At 53.6% G+C, this 21564-nt stretch carries 6 protein-coding genes; 2 read left to right on the top strand and 4 right to left on the bottom strand.

Going from position 1 to position 21564, the window contains the following annotated elements:
* Positions 1-150: 150 nt before the first annotated feature.
* Both SH573x_RS29370 and SH573x_RS29365 read right to left on the bottom strand, forming a co-directional pair.
* Entirely contained in the window at positions 151-2088 is a 1938-nt protein-coding gene (locus tag SH573x_RS29370; RefSeq protein ID WP_479351681.1) for a PhoX family protein, read from the bottom strand.
* A gap of 702 nt (positions 2089-2790) precedes the next feature.
* The gene (locus tag SH573x_RS29365; RefSeq protein WP_479351680.1) at positions 2791-6003 is read right to left on the bottom strand and encodes a beta strand repeat-containing protein; all 3213 of its coding nucleotides are present in this window, start codon (positions 6001-6003) and stop codon (positions 2791-2793) included.
* A 70-nt stretch (positions 6004-6073) separates the two neighbouring features.
* Here SH573x_RS29365 and SH573x_RS29360 point away from each other — a divergent pair, with 70 nt between their 5' ends.
* On the top strand, positions 6074-6280 hold the full coding sequence (locus SH573x_RS29360; protein ID WP_479351678.1) for a hypothetical protein: 207 nt from the start codon (positions 6074-6076) through the stop codon (positions 6278-6280).
* A 28-nt stretch (positions 6281-6308) separates the two neighbouring features.
* Here the strand turns inward: SH573x_RS29360 and SH573x_RS29355 are convergent, their stop codons facing one another.
* On the bottom strand, positions 6309-6911 hold the full coding sequence (locus tag SH573x_RS29355) for an RNA polymerase sigma factor (RefSeq protein ID WP_479351676.1): 603 nt from the start codon (positions 6909-6911) through the stop codon (positions 6309-6311).
* A gap of 299 nt (positions 6912-7210) precedes the next feature.
* Between SH573x_RS29355 and SH573x_RS29350 the strand changes: the two genes are divergently transcribed.
* Positions 7211-11527, top strand: coding sequence for a protein kinase domain-containing protein (locus tag SH573x_RS29350; RefSeq protein WP_479351674.1), 4317 nt, complete (start codon positions 7211-7213; stop codon positions 11525-11527).
* 122 nt (positions 11528-11649) lie between these two features.
* Here the strand turns inward: SH573x_RS29350 and SH573x_RS29345 are convergent, their stop codons facing one another.
* Positions 11650-21558 carry a beta strand repeat-containing protein gene (locus tag SH573x_RS29345; protein ID WP_479351673.1) on the bottom strand — a complete coding sequence of 3303 codons (9909 nt, stop codon included), beginning with the start codon at positions 21556-21558 and terminating at the stop codon, positions 11650-11652.
* Positions 21559-21564: the final 6 nt, after the last annotated feature.

Below are 21564 nucleotides of genomic sequence, written 5' to 3'. Positions count from 1 at the left end.
CGACAAAACTAGAAAGGCAGTTGGCGAGCGATTTTGTGCCGGTCTTGAGAGAATTGAGGGAAAAAGGGGGCAGGTCTCTTTTCTAGATTTAGCTTGCGTTGCTAAGGTGGGTTCGATCGCTGAAAGCCGAAAAATCGAGCTGACCCCTTTTCAGCTGCCGATGACTCCGCCATCTAGCTTGCGAATCGCGATGGTGGCTGAGCGTGGTCGACCACCGGTGGGACCGTCCGGCCAATTGCTGATTTTCAGTGGCATGTTTGGATCGCTCAAGTCATCCGCTGGTTCGCCTGGATGTTGGATGTTGACAAACATCGTCTTGCGATCGGGCGTGAGCGCATTGCCAGTAATTTCACATCCTCGCGGGCCGGTGAGAAAACGCCTGGTCTCGCCAGTAATCGGGTTGGCGGCCAACATCATGTTATGACCTATCTCGGCATATCCAGGTTTGCCCATGACGCTGCTGGACATGTCCGTTTGAATCCAAAGGATTCCCGTGGAATCAAACTTGAGTCCATCTGGACACGCAAAGAAGTCACCTTTGGTAGTTCCGTGATTGGCTGGGTCAGCATGCTGAGGATTGCCCGCCAAGATGAAGATCTGCCAACGGAATTCAGTTGAAGTCGGATCGTCTCGATCTTCTTTCCAGCGGATGATATGACCAAAAATGTTGTTGGCTCGCGGATTGGCGGAATCGGTTGCGTGTCGGCTCTTGTTGTTGGTCAATGTCACGTAGACCTCTTTTGTCTCGGGATGCACAGCCAACCACTCAGGTCGATCCATCGGTGTGGCTCCGGCGATCTTGGCTGCCATCCGAGTGCGAATGGCAATGTCTGCCTCGTCAAAGCCCTCTGTATCCTGTGGGCTGGATTTGCGTGGAATATTGTTCAAGCCTGGCGCAAGCTCCAACCAGGTTCCGCTGCCATCGGCCTGGAAACGGGCGACGTAAAGAGTTCCTTTGTCGAGCAAGCCCGACGACTCATCAACTCCGGTGCCGGCTTTGGTTGGCGGATCCCATTTGCCGTGCGAGACAAACTTGTAGACGTGTTGGTCGATTTCATCGTCTCCCATGTAGACAACGACTCGACCATCCGGGGCCACGGTGAGCTCAGCGTTCTCGTGTCGAAACCTGCCCAAGGCGGTCCGCTTGACAGGTTTGGATTTCGGATCCTGCGGATCAATCTCAACCACATAACCGAAGCGTTCCGAGTCATTGTCAGGATGAGAGAGATCGAATCGCGAAAGTTGCTCCCACCAACGATAAGCCGGGACTTTCTTTTGATCGATGTTGTAGTAGAAGCCTTCCGCGGTAAGACCATAAGCTTTTTGTGCGGCGGTGGGTGTAAAGCCAGTCGCATTCGTGCCGAACACGCCTTGGAAATTTTCTTCGCACGTAAGGTAGGTGCCCCAAGGTGTACGACCGGCTGCACAGTTATTGACGGTCCCTCGCGCTTCGGCGCCGAGCTTTTTTTGGGCTGGACCCGCTATGGCAATGGGAGTGTCCGCGGTAATGCGTCGAGCACGCGGCGATTGGACTATTTGCCAGCGCCCGTCCGGTTGCTTGGCGATCTCGACGATAGAGACCCCGTGGGAGGCCAGTGACTTCCGAACCTTCTCTAGCGGCATCGCCTGCGGAGGCAGTGGCTCGATTCCATCTGGGAACAGCAGGACTTGATCGGTGTATTCATGATTGATTGCCAACAAACCTCGCTCGTTGGGATCGAAACCGGGAATTGGAAAGAACTCCATCCCGTCATGTCCCATGCCCGCCTGCAGCGCCTGTTCGTCGGCTGAGTTGGACGCGTTCAGTTGGAATACAGGTGACTGGCCATTGATCGGGTCACCCCATCGATAGAGGATGTCGGCAACATAACCTTCGGGAACAACGACACGGTCTTCAGCCGAAACTGCAATGCTCTTGAAATGGAACAACTCCGTAATAGGCGCCGTTTCGGCCAGCGATTCGCCCGCGTCCCAGTTGCTCAAAGCCGCCACGCAAGCCCCACTGGTTAGGACATGCACGAATGAGCGTCGCGAGATCGCTTGCTCGATGATTTCTCTCATGGAAGTGTGGATTGGCTGCGAATTCATGCGTGGATTGACCTTTGGAAAAAAGGGGGCAGGTCTAGACCTGCCCCCTTTTCAAAACCGTTGAGTTGGATTTCTTGAGCCGCTAAGCGATCACGTAAGCGACTCCAGTGAACGCGCACGGCCACTGGATGCAAACCGAGTTGCTGGGCGACTTCCCCGGTAGTGTACCCTGCAAGCTTGCCATGTTGTCGAAGATCGTGGGCTTTGACCGGCAAAAATGGATGTGTCCACGTGGACACGTCCAATTCGGGATTAGGGCACAAACAGGAATCGAGGACAGTGGTAGGCACACACCACATTTCAGGTGAATAACACTTAGTAAGCTTAACCATACCAAATGAAGCAGGAAGCATTTTCGCGATGAAGTTTGCGGCTACTACCTTACTGTGCTGCTAGTCCGTGATGTTGTCGAAGATCGGGGCTTTGACCGGTAAAAATGGATCGGATTGCAGGTCCGGCTAGATGGTTGGCTTGAAGGGGCCAGGGGGCATACCGCACCAATGTCTTGCGCCCTGACTTCGACCTAGTGTCTCTGCAAAGCGATCATTATTTTCTTTCGTGGATTTTGTAGTTCGTTCAGGGCTTGATTCGCCCTGACACGAAGAGTGCCCTAATCCCGAATTGGATGTGTCCACGTGCTTAGCCACTGCTGCCAGGCGGTGGACAACCACCGCCTGGGAGTTCACCCTCTGGCGATGGTGGTTAGAGAATTCCTAGTTCAATATCAAGGCTCAGTTCCTCAATTGCTCGGTCCCTGGTGTTAACTTCTCGCTTGCGACTGATCTCCGGCAGTGCATTGGTTTGCGACGCTTGCAACCAATCAACAACTAGCATGGCGTCGAGTGAGTTGAGCACTCCGTCACCGTTGGTATCGTATGGCAGTGGTCCGTTGGAACGGGTTTGCTCCCCTTCACCTTCTGCAACCGAACGTGTGTTCATTGCAGTGACAATGTTCATTGCCTCTAAGGGGCTGACTACTTCATTTTTGTTGACAGCTAGTTTTTCACCGGTTTGCGTCGTGTCAGCTTGCATTGCTAGTGCCGCTGCTAAGGGAGCGGCCAAGACTTGCTCCACCGAAAACTCCGACGTGTTGCCGCTTGCATCCGTGGCCAAGGCAATGATCTTGGTCGAACCTGCCACAAGAGTGGCGGCTGTTCCCGCAAAGTTCACCAGTTTGGGGCCAATCGCTAGATCGGCCACCGTGTAGGTCGTCGCAGCCAGGTATCTGCGTCCCTCACCTGCGCCATCGCTTGAGTAAAACTCGATTGCCAACGGGTACGCGGAATTGGCGGGCGCGGAATTCACGCGGAAGTTGACCTGCAAGTCATTACCTATCTTCAGCGGCGATCCCACAAATGTTGGTGAGTTCTGGCCCAGGTTGGCGCCGCCATCGGCATCCCCGGCATCTTGCGGATTGATGCCAGCCAGCGGCAATAGATCGATACCTAAATTCGTGTTGGAAGCGAATGAGTTCCTGGTAATGCGGTTGTATACGCTGCCATCATTGACTCGAACACCCGATTGATTGCCTTGAATCGAATTGGATGGGCCAACCGTATTGCCCGATGCGTTGCTGGCAAACTGAATGCCGGCACTGGTATTGGGAACGATGGGGGTTCCGATAATGTTGAACCGGATCGTATTGAGCGTTGCTGCAGCGCCGGTGAGATTGATGCCGATAGAGTTGCCAGCGATCCTGTTGGCAAAGCTGAAGGTTGGACCACCAATTTGATTGCCCGAGCTTTGGACAGTTATCCCGGCAACGCCATTGGCTAAGGGTGCTCCGCCGGTAACATCAGTACCGATGAAGTTACCCGAGACAGTATTGTTGTTGCTGTTCAGCCCGATGGTCACTCCCGCCCCGGTATTGCCGGATATCAAGTTGCGTTTGATCGAAGTTTCGCCGCCTACGAGCACACCGCTCGCACCTCCTGAGATTAGTACGCCACTGCCGCCATTGCGGATGGCCACGGTACCGGCTTTCGATGTGCCAATCTTATTCCCGTAAGCCACATTGCCGGCCACACCGGCAAGTGAATAAGCGATGCCTGCAAATCTGTTTCCCGATATGACATTACCACTAGCTGCATCGGTGGCTGAACCAATCCGATTATTGGGAGCGCCTGAGACGAGCACTCCACTGCCTTGATTAGGAATCGCGGCAGTTCCGGTTGGGTTGGTACCGACAAAATTGCCTTCCACTGTGTTGTTGGAGGCGGCCGCTCCAGTCAACCTAATTCCATTGAGCCTGTTGCCGGAGATCGTATTGGGCTCACCTATTCCAGGTCCACCAATCCTATTGCCTGAGGATTCGATAAGGATACCGTCGCCATTATTGGGTACTGCTTGCGTACCAAACAAGCTCGTACCGATGAAGTTGCCAACTAGGTCGGTGCCCGTAGCCGATCCCGTGATCCTAATGCCAGATTGACCATTGCCTGAAACATGGACTGCCTGAATTCTCGTCGCATCGCCATCGACAATCAGGATACCATGTCCAGCATTGGGCAGTGTGCTGACTCCATTGAGTGCCAGCCCCGCATTGCCGCCCACAATAAAATTGTTGTCCGAGGCATCGCCGTTGATAAACACTCCGCTCAGGCCGTTGGCATGTACGTTGCAAAAGGCAACAGAGTTGTTCGAGCCGATGACTTGAATCCCGTAACCGGCATTGCCCGCAGCATTTTCGACAGTCCAGTCGCTACCGACAGCCAGGCTCTCTAGCAGTACATTGTTGGCTCGGACCAACACGCCATCTTTGGGGAACCTACGGACGTTCAGTTGCCTTATGGTTGTGTCATTGGCAAAGATTCTCAATCCGTCGATCGCGCCAGCTAGCGCGCCACCATCGATGGCAATGGATGGGAAACTGCCTGTTCCAGGCTGAGTCGAAGCGTCGATGATGACTGCTTCTGTAATATCCGGCAGAGCGCTGCTGAGCGCAATGGTGTGCCGTTGTGGACCAGGAATTGCAAAACGGATCTTGTCAGGCAAGCCGCCCTCGTTGGCGTGAGCGTTGGCGTCCAGCATCGCTTGTCGCAATGATCCAGGTCCCGAATCGAGCGTGTTGGTCACGACAGCGGTGATGTCACTGAAGTTGAAATTGAGAGTAGCTGTTCCAGAGCTTGCGTAGCTTGCGGAGAAGACCGCTACTCGATAACTTTGGCCAGGCACGACGGCATTATAGTTAATCGACGCTGCGGGCCCTGCTACCATCGCACCCGAAGCATCAAACAGCGCCAACCGCGGCGTAAACGTGGCGCCGCTTAGGTTCACCGATAAATTCCCTGTCGCATCAGCAGGTGCCGTGAGCCTGTAGTAATCAATGTCGGTGTTGACATCCAGCCCGACGAGCGTACTACCATCGCCAAACGTATTCGCGTTCAACGCGATTGTGGGCGTTGTCGAGGTACCGCTTATGCTTACTGATACATTGCCAGTCGTAGTGGCTGGTTGGTCGGCTACGGCAACGATGTAACGTACATCACCGGTCAAATTCAGGACCAACCGAGCGTCATCGTTAAACACCGAAATATCGTCGTTGTAGCCGATACGGGCGCCGGTACTGGCGACATAGACCGCCACTTCTGGGTCAACCGCATTGCCAAATTCACCAACGTTGATTGTATAAGTGCCCGTAAACTGCGGCGCGAAGTAGAAGCTGTCTACGTCACTTGGAGAATTAATGAATGCGTCAACACTCAATGTATCGTTTACTGTATCGCCGGCCGCTGAGTTATATACCACAGCATAACCTTCTGCGATTGCCAAACTGACGGGCAGCGTCATGACTCGCCGGCCTTCCAACTGCTCATGCCGAAGTAGTCTTTTCGTTACTGCGCGCTTTGAGCGAAGGCTATTGAGGCGAAATGCTTCGCGCAGGCGGCCGACGAAATTGGGGCGGCTTGACTTCATTGGGACTTTCCTTAGGCAGAGTCGAGGAACGGCAAAGACGATTACTCTCTAATGCCAAGAGTCCAAGAAATTGTTGCATCTAAAAGAAAATAATCACGGAAATGTTGTTAGACGGCTGCCCATTAAAGACTCAACTCTAGATGCGATGAGCGCGCAGGACAACAACGCAGGCTTCGTTACCTTGCGTCCCTCTGTTGAAAAACAGCATCCGCCAATTGATCTGCCACGAAAGAAGATAAGGCTGAAAGTTGAATCCGACGTTTCTGGAACGCTGTGAGTCCGGTCATTTATCTTTTTACGGTTCCTTATATTCCGTCGAGATAGACTTCTTGAGCCGCCAAGCGATCGCGCAGTCGGCTCCAGCGAACGCGCACGGCCACTGGATGCATACCGAGTTGCTCGGCTACCTCCCCGGTCGTGTACCCCTCGAGCTTGCGTTCCAACATGAACCGCTCGATTGGATTGAGTCGTTCACAAAACTTTTCGAGCGAGTCAGCGTACTGCGCTAATTCCGCTGGCGAACCTTCGCGGCAGTATAGATTTCGAAGTGTCATGGAAAGCAACTGACTATCAGATGGATCGGCGGCCGCACGAATTTGGCGCCGGTGAATGCGCCACTTGCGAGCTACCTTTCGACGAACCATCGAGCAGGCGAGCGCAATCAGATTCTGAGGCGTGGCGATCTCAAACTTCTTATCGCGAATTCCAGCCAGCAAACATCGGTGTACTGACTGGACCAAATCGATCGAGTCCAAATGGGGGCGCAGCAACGGGCCCAGCAGCACCCGTACCACGATGTACACCTGCCTTTCGTACTCTTGGCATAGTTGAGTTTGAGCAACCGTATCGCCGGACCTGGCTCGAACGAGCAACTCGGAAAACTCGTCGTTAGTCTTCTGGTCGTTCAAAACGATTTTTTCCAAAAATGAATCAAAATCATGTAACAGTTTGGCCCCATTATGGCATTGGGTATTCGCGGAAGATAGCATAATGATTTGAAATTGTACTGAGCACGTGGACACGTCCAATTCGGGATTAGGGCACTCGTGTCAGGGCGCTGGCGCAAGGCGCTGGGGCGGGGCGCTGGGGCGGGGCCACTGCCGGGCCACGAACGAGCCAATTATCACCAATACCTCAGTTGAGAGAGTTTTTGATCTTTTGTAATTGACTGAGCGCTCTTAGGTCCCTGTGCTGACTCTGATTTCCAATGCAGCAAAATGAACTGACCAATGAGATATCGGCTGCGGTCGCAACTAAGAATGCAGAATCCCTACGCCAGGCGTTGGCTGAGTTGGAGCGTAGGCATGGGTTGGGTGAGTCGAATCTATGCGAGTCGATCCTGGCGGGGCGTCCCGAACTGTGCCAGTCCAGGGAAGCCGTTCTTGAGCTGATCTATTTGGAGTTCGTGCTGAGTCAGGAAGCGAACCGCCCAATCTCGCCTGAGGCGTTGCACTCTCGCTTTCCAGAGTATGGAGCAGATCTGCAGAAGATTCTCAGCGTAGACCACGTCTTTCGTGATCAAGCCGATACGCCAATCCCTTCTGACTCGACGATTGGTAGCCAGCTGACTACCGGCCAAGCCGCACGCAATGAGCGCAAAGTGCATTTCGATCAACTTGGCGACTACGAATTATTAGAGATCATCGGCCACGGCGGCATGGGAGTAGTTTATCGCGCTCGGCAGCAGCGGCTCAATCGCTTGGTGGCGGTGAAGACGATCGATATCCTGTCGAGCCTGAATCCGGCGACAGTGGCCAGATTTCATCACGAAGCGGAGTTGGTCGCAAAGCTGCACCATCCCAATATCGTGCAGATTTACGAAGTCGCTTCGATACAGGGCGTGCCATATTTCTCGATGGAGCTCGTCTCTGGTGGGACGCTGGCACAAGCCACGCATGAGAGACCTTTTATACCGGTGACTGCGGCCAAGATAGTAGAAACATTGGCCCGTGCCGTACACTACGCTCATAGCCAATCCGTCGTCCATCGCGACTTGAAGCCTGCCAATATTTTGCTCTCGCCCAGTGATCGCAGTCAGGCGATTGAAGTGCCTGTCATGACGCAACTGGCGATGCTCGATAGCCAACCGTTGACACGCTGCGAGCCGAAGATCGCCGATTTTGGACTGGCCAAATTTCTGGAAGGGGCGCTGGATCGGACAGCGACTGGGACAGCCATGATTGGCACGCCCAGTTACATGGCGCCCGAACAGATCGATCCTGCGCTGGGGCCTATCGGACCGGCTTGCGATATCTATTCACTGGGAGCGATTCTGTATAACGCCATGACGGGCTCGCCGCCCTTTAACGCGGCTACAGTGATTGAGACGATTCAGCAAGTTCGTACCTCTGAAGTTATTCCGCCTTCCAGGTTACAAGCCAGGATACCTCGCGACCTGGAAACCATTTGCCTGAAGTGCTTGTGCAAGGATCAATCCAAACGATACCAGACGGCCAACGAATTAGCCGATGACCTGCAACGCTTTCTCGCGGGTCAACCCATTCTCGCGCGTCCAGCAGGCTTGGTGGAACGCAATTTGAAATGGGCTCGCCGCCACCCATCGCTGACCGCTTTGTTGGCGGCGGTGTTCGTGGCAGCCATCGGGATGACCTTTCTATGGCTGCGGTCCGAACATAGCCGGCGCGGCGAACAGGTAGCTCTACAACGCAACGATCAATTGTTGTATGACCGCGATATTGCACTGGCGCTGTTTGAACATGAGGCCAATCGCCTTGATCGGAGTCGGGAAATCCTGGCGGAGACGCCTCTAGAATATCGAGGCTGGGAGTGGGGGTATTTGAATCAGCAAAACAATAGGGCACATTGGGAGTCGCCGAAGCTACGAGATCCAATTATCCAAGCAGATATCAGCCATGATGGGCGATGGGTGGCGGCGGTGAGCAATGATTCACAGCAAGTTGAACCCGAGGCGATTCATATCTGGGATATCGAAAAAAATGAATTGAAGTGGAAGCTAGAGGGGTACAAGTCCGCAGGAATGACCGACGTGCATTTTAGTCCTGACGCTAACTGGTTGGTGACGGCCGGGGTTTCGAGAAAGAGAGGAAAGATCGCAGGTGTCAGACAATGGGACTTAACCAATGGATCGCTCAAGAACAGTTTTACTGACGCTGATGCCCTAGTGTCTCGGTTTAGTCGCGATGGCAAATTCATTTTTGTTGGAGATACGACCGGATGCGTCACTCAGTATTCTTCGGAATCCGGAGAAGTGGTTCGCAAATATCAGTGCTCCCAAAATGGTAAAGACCCATCGCTCAAATCAATTCTGAGTTTGGACTTCAATCCCGACGGACGGCGAATGGTTGTGGCGTCGCGAGCATATGAAGTAACACTGTGGGATACAACAACCGGCCAGGAGTTGCAGTCGCTGGGCAATAAGGCGGGAGACGTTCACCGAATCGAGTGGTCCCCAGAGGGAAAAGTTTTGAATCTCGCAACATGGACCGGACAAAGACTTCTTTACCGATTCTTCGATGATCGAATCACGAAGGTGGATGAACAATGGGGAGCTGGCTTTAATGCTGGAAAATTTACACCCGATGGGAGGCGATTTGTTTCAGCAGAAAAGGGTAAGCCGATCGAAATACAGGATATTTGGACTCGAAGAATTGAGCAGACACTTCGAGCCCACAACGGAGTTGTTCGCGATGTGGCCTTCGATTCCTCTGGGCGATACCTGCTAAGTGGCGGAAGCGACAGCCGAGTTCGAGTGTGGAACCTGGCAGTTACGGATCGACGCCAGTTAACCACGCGCGTTCGCTTTAGCCGCATGAGTGATATCGCGATCAGTCCGTCCTGCCGCGAAATGGCGTTGGCATATTATCGAACAAGCAGCGCCCAGCCAAAGCCTCGCATCGACATTCGCGAGCTCGCATCCCACAAGGTGCTTGCAGAGCTATACGGGCACACGAAGGCGCCTACCTGTTTAGCCTACTCGGGTGATGGGAAAAAATTGCTTTCCGGCAGCGAGGATACGACGGTTCGCCTCTGGGAGAGAGCGACTAGCGAATGCTTGGCTGTGCTCGAAGGGCATCAAGTCCCTATCTTGGACGTCGCTTTCATCAAGCAGCCGCGATGCGCTATCTCTGTGGATACAAGCGGAGTGGTAATCGTTTGGGACATTGAAAATCGATCAATGGAACAATCTTGGAAAATTGGGGCTACAGCTAAGAGTGTGGCATTCCATCCAGAGCTCCCTATCGTGGCGATTGCCTGTAAGGGGCAGGGTGTTTTGATTTGCGACATTCGTGGGAAGAGGCTCTCCAAGTTGCCAGCGGATGGCGATTTCGGATTGGTCCACTTCAGTCCCAATGGACGACGACTGGCAACTGTGGGAGCTGACTCAAAGCTAATAGTTTGGCGAACGGATGTAGATCTCTTGCGGCACAATGCACCGGTTTTTCTCTGTGAACATACACGACAGTCCGGTAAAATCAACGAAGTAAGCTTTAGTCCTGACGGCAGGCGGTTGATATCCTGCACCCAAGATGCGCGTTTCTGGCTCAGTGACGCCGAAACGGGGCACGAACTGTTGACTCTTGATTCGCAGCACGATTCCGATGGGAGAATCCAGTTCAGTCCCGATGGGAAGACGATCGTTCGCACGATCTCAGGCAATATCCGTTCGTGGTTTATCGATAATTCCGGATCGGCAGAGTTGCAAGGATCAACTCGGGCAACCAGCATTGCCTGGCATCAAGCGGAAGCTGCCGCGGCAGTGAAATCACAAAACTGGTTTACTGCCCATTTCCATCAAAACCAGCTGACGCAATTGGAACCAGAGAAAAGCTCTCATTTTTTGAGTAGAGCCAAACTCAGAATGCTCCTTGGCGATTTCGCGGGAGCAGAAATGGATCTCCATCATTGCGACAAAACAACAGATGAATCAGCCAAACGACTTGTACTTACCAGACTTGCTGGAACCTACCTTGGTCAACAAAAATTGTCAGAATATCGTGATGTATGCGAGCGATTATTGCAGACGTACCGCGAATCAACGGTCCCATTCGAGTTGAATGCGTGTGTTTGGTTTTGTGCACTTGCACGCACAGAGCTTGACACATCGAGTTTCAAACAGAAGCTCGAAAGCGTGATAGCCGATCCCAAGAATCGCCAGGCTGCCTATTGGAATACCCTGGCCATGTACCATTATCGCAATCAAGAGTATCGCGAAGCGATTGGCCGTGCCCAAGAATCGATGGACTTGCTCAAAGGTGCGCCTTCGCCACAAGATTGGATGGTTCTTGCATTATCCTACGCTCAACTAGATCAGCATCGCTTGGGTTGGATTCCAAAGTTCATTCGGCAGAGAATTCGCTGGTGGGGGCTCTCGTCCCGATGGAATTCCTCACTCCATCACCTTGCTTCAGTCGATGCATGGATTCTGGAGATGGAAGAGAACTTGAAGGCTGGAAAGCCGGTTACTCAAGATGACCTGTTGATCCACCGCATTGACTTGCCCTCGCTCAAAACAGAATGGGATGAAATCGCTAACGCCCAATAGCGACCATTGCTAAACCGTAGCCACCGTCGCCAGACGGTGGATGCGTCTCGTTTGATTAACCACCACATTTGTACCGCTGGCCGTCAACACGCAAGTTACCTGCCTCATTTTTCAACCGCTCTTCAGTTTCGGGTTTCGCTGGCGGTTCCGCTGCTTATGAAGTCACCGATTTCGTTCAGTTCCCCCCAGAACCAATCTCGTCCCGTTCCGCCTAAGAGACTGTCAATCTCGAAATCGTCGAAGACAGTGTCATGATCGAGGTAGGGATCGACCGTTTGATTTGTGCTGGAACTTGGGGCCCGCAAGCTTTCAACCCTTTGTTGATAGCTGAGGGTTGTGCTTCGCCATTTGGCCAGGAGGCTAATCAATTCCATCGGCGATGAATCGTAGAGCGTGTAGCCACCGATCAGAATATCTTCGCCATTGCCTCCCGTGAGCGAATCTTCGCCTAAACCACCGATCAGGATGTCTCTACCCGATTTTCCTGTAAGCGAGTCGTTGCCTGCATTGCCGACCAAAACTGTAGGTTGCGACGCGTGTCCAGTCAGGATATCTCCTGCACTTCCACCGATCAGGACGCCAAAGTTCTGCACGATGCCGACGATGGCGCTCGCGTTGCCCGCGACCGCAGTCGATAGGTTCGCCACTACGCCGGTCAACCAAGACGAATAGCTAAGAGTGTTAATCCCCGTCGAACCGCCATTTAAATTACCCGAGAGAGATCCACTGATTCCAATGTAAAAAGTGTCGACGTCTGGGCCACCACTAATGTTGTCGATACCTGTGAAGGTAACGCTAACTGCGTCGGCGCTCAGTTGACCACTGTTGTCGCCATCAATATTCCAGATGGTATTGGTAACGGGACCGGTGAGTGTATCCAGGCCGCTGCTGGCAACGATCGAATCGAAGCCAGTAAAGCTCACTGATCCAACCGTGATATGCCCCGTGGCGTTGACGGTCCAGGCTGTCGTGGCTGAGCCGCCTACCAGCTGATTGCCACTTGCAGCCGTGGTGCTAACCTGTTCAATACCTGTCATCAGCCCTATCACGCCCAGGATGCTACGTCCGGTGGTCGCAACATTGGCTACCAAGGCAGACGACCGAGGAGCGAGTTGCAAGATGTCGATTGCACCACCGCCGTTAAGTGTTCCGCTCAATGAACTGGTTGAATCAACTACAAACGTATCGGCTTGGGTGCTACCAGTGAGATTTTCAATGCCATCGAATTCGATAGTCTTAGCACCAAAGCCGAGCTGTCCTCGGTTAGGTCCATTGATGTTCCAGTTAGAGTCTGCAGCTGGGCCAACTAAAGTGTCGATACCCGCACCAGCCGTGACTGAATTGAATCCTTCGTAGGTTACAGCACCAACCAAGATCTGTCCCGAGGCACTTACAGTCCAAGTCGTATTGCTGGAGCCACCGAACAGTTGACTACCCACTTCGTCAAAAGCGACCACTTGCTCGATTGCGCTGAACAATCCGATTACGTCTTCGACACTCCTTCCAGCAGTACTAACCGTTACTGATTGTGCAAAGCCGCGAGCTGCTATTTCGATGCGATCAGTGCCAGCCCCGCCATTGAGCGTTCCGCTAAGCGAGCCGAACATCTCGAATACAAACGTATCGGCATCTGCGCTCCCCGTCAAATTCTCGATTTCGGAGAACTGAAGCGACGTGGATTGAAACGTTAGTATGCCGCTGTTGCTGTTGGAGATAGTCCAAAGTTTTTCCAGAGCAGGACCTGTCAGGGTGTCGCTGGCGTTGCCACCCGCGATCACATTAAAGCCAGTGTAGATCACACCAGCGGCAGAGATTTGTCCCTCAGCGTTGACGGCCCAATTAATATTGCTCTCTCCACCGACGAGCTGGCTATCGGTCAAATTGGCTGTAGTTAACTGCTCGACACTGGAGAATAGACCGACGATGCCAACGATGTTGCGGCCAGCCGAACTGACGTTTACACTCGGTGCAACCAGGCGCGCATCCAGCTCAATTCGATCGCTACCACTTCCACCGTTGATCGTACCGGCGAGGGCACCGTTTGTGCTGATTGTAAAGAGATCGTCCGCTAAGCCGCCCGTCAAGTTCTCAATACCCATGAAGGTGAGCAAGTTATCATTGAGATTGCCGGAATTGGCACCGGTGATACGCCAGCTATTTGAGTTGCTGCTGCCAATGAGCGTGTCGTTTGTGGCACTGGAACCGATCACTGAATGGATCGCTACGATACCTCCCGTGGCAGTCGCTGTCCAAGTCTGAGAGTTGATGGTGACCGGTGAAGTGCGCGCAGAATAGTCCAGCAAGTTAAACCCTGCTCCGCCATCTATGTGACTGGAAACGGATCCACTGGAGGAAAAAACGAATGAATCGTCTGCGCTACCACCTCGAAGAGACTCAATCGATTGGAATGTAACGCTGCTGTTGAGCGCACCGCGATTGGCCGCGAGAATTGACCAGGCGTTGGCGATATCCGGAGCCATCAGCAGATCGATTCCGCTTCCACCGTTGACATCTCCAGCAAAGCTCTCATGAACGACGAAGAAGTCGTTGCCAGCGTTGCCATTGACCCGCCATGATTCAACCGCCTCTCCAACGAGATTAAAGCCGTTGACAGTAACAGAGTTCTGACTCAGTTCAAATGTGTTCGGACCGGTGGTGCCATACACGGTCACGGTATCGACTCCAGCGGTCGCTAATACTCGCAGTTGAGTGGTGGGCATTGCCAACATTCCACTGTACACCAGCAATCCATTGCGTTTCACCAGCCAAGTATTCGTATCAATGCCCGTGTAGCGAACCTCGAAGTTGTCATCGCCGGCTGTACCAGCTATATCGTGATAACTGGCCACTTGTCCCAGGACCAACAATTCCACATCATTTCCGTCTCCACCGTCATAGATGATCTGAAATATTGTGTTGCCGACGATCAAGGTGTTGTCTTCAGTCAGGTTGGTAAAAGATCCTTCCGTCGCTTGACCACTTACGCTATTGATGACCAAAAATCGCTGGTTGACCACTGGTTGAAAGTCATCGAGCAATTCAACGTTGAAGGTGCCATTGAGCGTAACCTTGCCAGTGACGGTCAATTGTCCGTAATCACTGGCAGGATTCCCGTATGGTCCGGGAGGCGTGAAGTTCTGGATCTGAATAACCAGGTTACCTTCAAAGTCCTGTGTATAGTCGCCGTGATAGACGAGTGGTTCACCAGGAGGGCAAGTATCATTCTCGCATCCCGGTCCCGGTTCTGGATCCACTCCAGGCGGCGGTGGATCGATAGAGTTGGATACATAGCCACCGCCAATGTTAAGTCGACCGCGTTGGATTTCGACTAAGCCTCGATTGTAGAGTTGCATCTGCAAGTAGGTAGTGCCATCTTCGGCCGATTTTATAAAGGTGCCGTCATTGGTGAATCGGATGCGTTGATTGTCGAAACTGCCCAAGGTGCCATCAAACTGATTATCAAAAGTAGCGCCCGCAGCGTTTAGAAACTTACTACCGGAACCGTAAAACTGAATGGTTCCTGCAGTCCAAGTCAGGTTTCCTTCATTGATCAGTGCATAATCGTGAACAAAAATCGTACCCGATAATGTCGTGTTGCCGGTGAGCCTTAAGCTTCCCTGCCCTTGCACGCCCTGGAAGGTCGCAGAATTCCAGTTGATTGCACCAGTAACAGTCAAGTCAGATGTTCCCCGTATCGTGCCCCCATAGACACTCAGCGCGGGAATCACGATCGGCACCGAGCCTGCACTACCACTGAACTCAACCGAGCCGCTGACATCGAGATGACCAACGAGGGGCGCACTGCCTGAGAAGAGGACACTAGTTCCGCCGGTGACAATGGTTTGGGTACTGGCCGTGTATGCTCCCAAGACGGTGGAAGTTCCGTTAACCAGCAGGATCGTGTCGACGGTAACGTTATCTTCGAGTGTCCAATTGCCGGTCAGAAACAGTTGTGTATCTGGACCAGCGGAGATGGATCCCTGGGCGGAGCTGATATGGCTTTGCCCAGGAACGCCGAGATAGAGAGCGGCCTTGCTCAGCTGGATATCTCCATGGTTGACGATGTGCGCATCGAACGAAGCATAGGCGTCGCTGGTTTCTTTGGAGATGGTGCCATAGTTGACCACAGTGGGAACAGGTTGATTGGCATCGGCCGCCAGCAGTCCGAGAGTCCAGTTGAGTTCTGGCCCTGGATTGACTTGCCAGGTGCTATTGGCCGAATTGGTAATGGTGACCTCACCATAGGTGTAGATGCGTCCATTTCCGGTCCAGAGCGTATTGCCTTGGAAGAAGAGATCGCGATTGAAGATTTGTTGATGGCCATGGGCAATGTCGACATCGCCATCGAACTGGAGGGTACTGCCCTCAGGGCCAATGATGTTGGCATTATAGAGCGTGGACTTGCCGGTGACCGTTAAGTTGCCTGAGCTTGTCAGCGTGCCACCGAGAGTGAGTTTGGGGAGTGTTTGCAGAGCTGGACCGCTGACGGGAGCGAATTCTACCGAGCCGCTGACATCGAGATGACCAACGAGGGGCGCACTGCCTGAGAAGAGGACACTGGTTCCGCCGGTGACAATGGTTTGGGTACTGGCCGTGTATGCTCCCAAGACGGTGGAAGTTCCGTTAACCAGCAGGATCGTGTCGACGGTAACATTATCTTCGAGCGTCCAATCGCCGGTCAGAAACAGTTGTGTATCAGGACCAGCGGAGATGGATCCCTGGGCGGAGCTGATATGGCTTTGCCCAGGAACGCCGAGATAGAGAGCGGCCTTGCTCAGCTGGATATCTCCATGGTTGACGATGTGCGCATCGAACGAAGCATAGGCGTCGCTGGTCTCTTTGGAGATGGTGCCATAGTTGACCACAGTGGGAACAGGTTGATTGGCATCGGCCGCCAGCAGTCCGAGAGTCCAGTTGAGTTCTGGCCCTGGATTGACTTGCCAGGTGCTATTGGCCGAATTGGTAATGGTGACCTCACCATAGGTGTAGATGCGTCCATTTCCGGTCCAGAGCGTATTGCCTTGGAAGAAGAGATCGCGATTGAAGATCTGTTGATGCCCATGGGCAATGTCGACATCGCCATTGAACTGGAGGGTACTGCCCTCAGGGCCAATGATGTTGGCATTATAGAGCGTGGTCTTGCCGGTGACCGTTAAGTTGCCTGAGCTTGTCAGCGTGCCACCGAGAGTGAGCTTGGGTAGTGTTTGCAGAGCTGGACCGCTGACGGGAGCGAATTCTACCGAGCCGCTGACATCGAGATGACCAACGAGGGGCGCACTGCCTGAGAAGAGGACACTAGTTCCGCCGGTGACAATGGTTTGGGTACTGGCCGTGTATGCTCCCAAGACGGTGGAAGTTCCGTTAACCAGCAGGATCGTGTCGACGGTAACGTTATCTTCGAGCGTCCAATTGCCGGTCAGAAACAGTTGTGTATCAGGACCAGCGGAGATGGATCCCTGGGCGGAGCTGATATGGCTTTGCCCAGGAATGCCGAGATAGAGAGCGGCCTTGCTCAGCTGGATATCTCCATGGTTGACGATGTGCGCATCGAACGAAGCATAGGCGTCGCTGGTCTCTTTGGAGATGGTGCCATAGTTGACCACAGTGGGAACAGGTTGATTGGCATCGGCCGCCAGCAGTCCGAGAGTCCAGTTGAGTTCTGGCCCTGGATTGACTTGCCAGGTGCTATTGGCCGAATTGGTAATGGTGACCTCACCATAGGTGTAGATGCGTCCATTTCCGGTCCAGAGCGTATTGCCTTGGAAGAAGAGATCGCGATTGAAGATCTGTTGATGCCCATGGGCAATGTCGACATCGCCATTGAACTGGAGGGTACTGCCCTCAGGGCCAATGATGTTGGCATTATAGAGCGTGGTCTTGCCGGTGACCGTTAAGTTGCCTGAGCTTGTCAGCGTGCCACCGAGAGTGAGTTTGGGGAGTGTTTGCAGAGCTGGACCGCTGACGGGAGCGAATTCTACCGAGCCGCTGACATCGAGATGACCAACGAGGGGCGCACTGCCTGAGAAGAGGACACTGGTTCCGCCGGTGACAATGGTTTGGGTACTGGCCGTGTATGCTCCCAAGACGGTGGAAGTTCCGTTAACCAGCAGGATCGTGTCGACGGTAACATTATCTTCGAGCGTCCAATCGCCGGTCAGAAACAGTTGTGTATCAGGACCAGCGGAGATGGATCCCTGGGCGGAGCTGATATGGCTTTGCCCAGGAACGCCGAGATAGAGAGCGGCCTTGCTCAGCTGGATATCTCCATGGTTGACGATGTGCGCATCGAACGAAGCATAGGCGTCGCTGGTCTCTTTGGAGATGGTGCCATAGTTGACCACAGTGGGAACAGGTTGATTGGCATCGGCCGCCAGCAGTCCGAGAGTCCAGTTGAGTTCTGGCCCTGGATTGACTTGCCAGGTGCTATTGGCCGAATTGGTAATGGTGACCTCACCATAGGTGTAGATGCGTCCATTTCCGGTCCAGAGCGTATTGCCTTGGAAGAAGAGATCGCGATTGAAGATCTGTTGATGGCCATGGGCAATGTCGACATCGCCATTGAACTGGAGGGTACTGCCCTCAGGGCCAATGATGTTGGCATTATAGAGCGTGGACTTGCCGGTGACCGTTAAGTTGCCTGAGCTTGTCAGCGTGCCACCGAGAGTGAGCTTGGGTAGTGTTTGCAGAGCTGGACCGCTGACGGGAGCGAATTCTACCGAGCCGCTGACATCGAGATGACCAACGAGGGGCGCACTGCCTGAGAAGAGGACACTAGTTCCGCCGGTGACAATGGTTTGGGTACTGGCCGTGTATGCTCCCAAGACGGTGGAAGTTCCGTTAACCAGCAGGATCGTGTCGACGGTAACGTTATCTTCGAGCGTCCAATTGCCGGTCAGAAACAGTTGTGTATCAGGACCAGCGGAGATGGATCCCTGGGCGGAGCTGATATGGTTTTGCCCAGGAACGCCGAGATAGAGAGCGGCCTTGCTCAGCTGGATATCTCCATGGTTGACGATGTGCGCATCGAACGAAGCATAGGCGTCGCTGGTTTCTTTGGAGATGGTGCCATAGTTGACCACAGTGGGAACAGGTTGATTGGCATCGGCCGCCAGCAGTCCGAGAGTCCAGTTGAGTTCTGGCCCTGGATTGACTTGCCAGGTGCTATTGGCCGAATTGGTAATGGTGACCTCACCATAGGTGTAGATGCGTCCATTTCCGGTCCAGAGCGTATTGCCTTGGAAGAAGAGATCGCGATTGAAGATCTGTTGATGGCCATGGGCAATGTCGACATCGCCATTGAACTGGAGGGTACTGCCCTCAGGGCCAATGATGTTGGCATTATAGAGCGTGGTCTTGCCGGTGACCGTTAAGTTGCCTGAGCTTGTCAGCGTGCCACCGAGAGTGAGCTTGGGTAGTGTTTGCAGAGCTGGACCGCTGACGGGAGCGAATTCAACCGAGCCGCTGATATCGAGATGACCAACGAGGGACGCACTGCCTGAGAAGAGGACGCTGGTTCCGCCGGTGACGATGGTTTGGGTACTGGCTGTGTATGCTCCCATGACGGTGGAAGTTCCGTTAACCAGCAGGATCGTGTCGACGGTAACATTATCTTCGAGCGTCCAATCGCCGGTCAGAAACAGTTGTGTATCAGGACCAGCGGAGATGGATCCCTGGGCGGAGCTGATATGGTTTTGCCCAGGAACGCCGAGATAGAGAGCGGCCTTGCTCAGCTGGATATCTCCATGGTTGACGATGTGCGCATCGAACGAAGCATAGGCGTCGCTGGTTTCTTTGGAGATGGTGCCATAGTTGACCACAGTGGGAACAGGTTGATTGGCATCGGCCGCCAGCAGTCCGAGAGTCCAGTTGAGTTCTGGCCCTGGATTGACTTGCCAGGTGCTATTGGCCGAATTGGTAATGGTGACCTCACCATAGGTGTAGATGCGTCCATTTCCGGTCCAGAGCGTATTGCCTTGGAAGAAGAGATCGCGATTGAAGATCTGTTGATGCCCATGGGCAATGTCGACATCGCCATTGAACTGGAGGGTACTGCCCTCAGGGCCAATGATGTTGGCATTATAGAGCGTGGTCTTGCCGGTGACCGTTAAGTTGCCTGAGCTTGTCAGCGTGCCACCGAGAGTGAGTTTGGGGAGTGTTTGCAGAGCTGGACCGCTGACGGGAGCGAATTCAACCGAGCCGCTGACATCGAGATGACCAACGAGGGGCGCACTGCCTGAGAAGAGGACACTAGTTCCGCCGGTGACAATGGTTTGGGTACTGGCCGTGTATGCTCCCATGACGGTGGAAGTTCCGTTAACCAGCAGGATCGTGTCGACGGTAACGTTATCTTCGAGCGTCCAATTGCCGGTCAGAAACAGTTGTGTATCAGGACCAGCGGAGATGGATCCCTGGGCGGAGCTGATATGGCTTTGCCCAGGAATGCCGAGATAGAGAGCGGCCTTGCTCAGCTGGATATCTCCATGGTTGACGATGTGCGCATCGAACGAAGCATAGGCGTCGCTGGTTTCTTTGGAGATGGTGCCATAGTTGACCACAGTGGGAACAGGTTGATTGGCATCGGCCGCCAGCAGTCCGAGAGTCCAGTTGAGTTCTGGCCCTGGATTGACTTGCCAGGTGCTATTGGCCGAATTGGTAATGGTGACCTCACCATAGGTGTAGATGCGTCCATTTCCGGTCCAGAGCGTATTGCCTTGGAAGAAGAGATCGCGATTGAAGATCTGTTGATGGCCATGGGCAATGTCGACATCGCCATTGAACTGGAGGGTACTGCCCTCAGGGCCAATGATGTTGGCATTATAGAGCGTGGTCTTGCCGGTGACCGTTAAGTTGCCTGAGCTTGTCAGCGTGCCACCGAGAGTGAGCTTGGGTAGTGTTTGCAGAGCTGGACCGCTGACGGGAGCGAATTCAACCGAGCCGCTGATATCGAGATGACCAACGAGGGGCGCACTGCCTGAGAAGAGGACGCTGGTTCCGCCGGTGACGATGGTTTGGGTACTGGCTGTGTATGCTCCCATGACGGTGGAAGTTCCGTTAACCAGCAGGATCGTGTCGACGGTAACATTATCTTCGAGCGTCCAATCGCCGGTCAGAAACAGTTGTGTATCAGGACCAGCGGAGATGGATCCCTGGGCGGAGCTGATATGGTTTTGCCCAGGAACGCCGAGATAGAGAGCGGCCTTGCTCAGCTGGATATCTCCATGGTTGACGATGTGCGCATCGAACGAAGCATAGGCGTCGCTGGTTTCTTTGGAGATGGTGCCATAGTTGACCACAGTGGGAACAGGTTGATTGGCATCGGCCGCCAGCAGTCCGAGAGTCCAGTTGAGTTCTGGCCCTGGATTGACTTGCCAGGTGCTATTGGCCGAATTGGTAATGGTGACCTCACCATAGGTGTAGATGCGTCCATTTCCGGTCCAGAGCGTATTGCCTTGGAAGAAGAGATCGCGATTGAAGATCTGTTGATGCCCATGGGCAATGTCGACATCGCCATTGAACTGGAGGGTACTGCCCTCAGGGCCAATGATGTTGGCATTATAGAGCGTGGTCTTGCCGGTGACCGTTAAGTTGCCTGAGCTTGTCAGCGTGCCACCGAGAGTGAGTTTGGGGAGTGTTTGCAGAGCTGGACCGCTGACGGGAGCGAATTCAACCGAGCCGCTGACATCGAGATGACCAACGAGGGGCGCACTGCCTGAGAAGAGGACACTAGTTCCGCCGGTGACAATGGTTTGGGTACTGGCCGTGTATGCTCCCATGACGGTGGAAGTTCCGTTAACCAGCAGGATCGTGTCGACGGTAACGTTATCTTCGAGCGTCCAATCGCCGGTCAGAAACAGTTGTGTATCAGGACCAGCGGAGATGGATCCCTGGGCGGAGCTGATATGGCTTTGCCCAGGAATGCCGAGATAGAGAGCGGCCTTGCTCAGCTGGATATCTCCATGGTTGACGATGTGCGCATCGAACGAAGCATAGGCGTCGCTGGTTTCTTTGGAGATGGTGCCATAGTTGACCACAGTGGG

The sequence above is a fragment of the Rania fehmarnensis genome (genome assembly GCF_056494185.1).
Note: the sequence above shows the minus strand (reverse complement) of the source record. Positions and strands in the feature narration are given on the sequence as shown.